This is a genomic window from Nonomuraea sp. NPDC050556 (assembly GCF_044457355.1).
GTDB lineage: Bacteria > Actinomycetota > Actinomycetes > Streptosporangiales > Streptosporangiaceae > Nonomuraea.
This window is the reverse complement of record NZ_JBITGU010000001.1, coordinates 3378012-3379512: the sequence shown is the minus strand read 5'-3', so window position 1 is coordinate 3379512 and position 1501 is coordinate 3378012. Positions and strand designations below refer to the sequence as shown.

The following is a 1501-nucleotide window of genomic DNA, read 5'->3' as shown; positions in this document are numbered from 1 at the left end:
GGTGGAGGGTCCCGTGACGGGCCTCCCCGATGCCGCGGACCCCGCGACGGGCCTCTCCGACGCGGCGGGGTCTTCCGATGCGTCGGATGTGGCGGATCTTTCGAGCGCCGGGTCGGCGGGTCGTGGGTCGGTGGAGTCCGGCGCAAGGCCCGCGTCCGGCGAGCCGGTCGTGGGGGAGGCGACGGGGTCTCCAGAGGGCGGTCCCGCGGTGGAGGGTCCCGTGACGGGCCTCCCCGATGCCGCGGACCCCGCGACGGGCCTCTCCGACGCGGCGGGGTCTTCCGATGCGTCGGATGTGGCGGGTCTTTCGAGCGCCGGGTCGGCGGGTCGTGGGTCGGTGGAGTCCGGCGCAAGGCCCGCGTCCGGTGAGCCGGTCGTGGGGGAGGCGCTGGGGTCTTCCGATGAGGCGGAGGCTTCCGGGGTGGAGGCGGGGCCCGCTGAGGGTGGGCCGGGGTTGTATGCGGCGCTTGAAGCCATCCTTCTCGTCGTCGACGAACCCGTCGCCGAAATCACCCTCGCGCAGGTCCTCGAAAAGCCCACGCACGAGGTGGTCGCCGCGCTCAATCGGCTGGCGGCGGAATACACCGAGGCCGGACGGGGTTTTGACCTACGAGAAGTAGCAGGCGGCTGGCGGTTCTACACGCGAGCCGAATGCGCCCCGCTGGTCGAGCGGTTCATCCGCGACGGCCAGCAGACGCGGCTCACCCAGGCCGCGCTCGAAACTCTCGCAGTCGTGGCCTACCGGCAACCGGTGAGCCGCGCCCGCGTGGCCGCAGTACGCGGCGTGAACAGCGACGGCGTCATGCGGACGCTCGTCGCCAGAGGGCTGGTCGAAGAGGCCGGCACCGACCCGGAGAGCCAGGCAGTGCTCTACCGGACAAGCTCATACTTCCTAGAGCGGCTGGGCCTGAAGAGCGTCGACGAGCTCCCTGAGCTGGCGCCCTTCCTGCCTGACGACGTGGAAAACCTAGAGGAGATCTCCCAGTGAACAACAGGCGCAGCACCCCGTCCGGTGATGGACGCGGTCGTGGACGCACCGGCGGCTCGACGGGCCGTTCGACCGGGCGTCCCGCCTTCCGCTCCAACGACAGGCGCGACGACGGCGGCTTCCGCAGCGGCCCACGCCGCGACGACACCAGCGGCTCCCGCGACGACCGCGGCGGCTTCCGCAGCGACCGCCCCGCCCGCGAGGGCGGCTTCCGCAGCGACCGTCCGGCTCGCGAGGGTGGCTTCCGTAGCGACCGCCCGGCGCGTGACGACCGTGGCGGCTTCCGTAGTGACCGTCCCGCCCGTGAGGGTGGCTTCCGAAGCGACCGTGGGGGCTCCGGGTCTTCCCGTGACTCCCTGCGCGCGGACCGTAGCGGCTCGAGGGCCGGGTACGGCAAGCCCGCCGACCGCCCCTCCTATGACCGCCCCCGCACCGACGACCGCGGCGGCTACCGCAACGACCGCCCGGCCCGTGACGACCGTGGTGGTTACCGCGGTGACCGTCCGGCCGCCC

1 protein-coding gene and 1 pseudogene are annotated in these 1501 nt (G+C 73.0%); both read left to right on the top strand.

What is annotated here, in order from left to right; genetic code table 11:
- Positions 1–388 precede the first annotated feature (388 nt).
- On the top strand, positions 389–988 hold the full coding sequence (gene scpB / locus ACIBG8_RS16035) for an SMC-Scp complex subunit ScpB (RefSeq protein ID WP_397343941.1): 600 nt from the start codon (positions 389–391) through the stop codon (positions 986–988).
- Positions 985–1501 (top strand): annotated as a pseudogene (locus tag ACIBG8_RS16030) (pseudouridine synthase); the annotation flags it as partial. The gene scpB and the pseudogene ACIBG8_RS16030, both read left to right, overlap by 4 nt.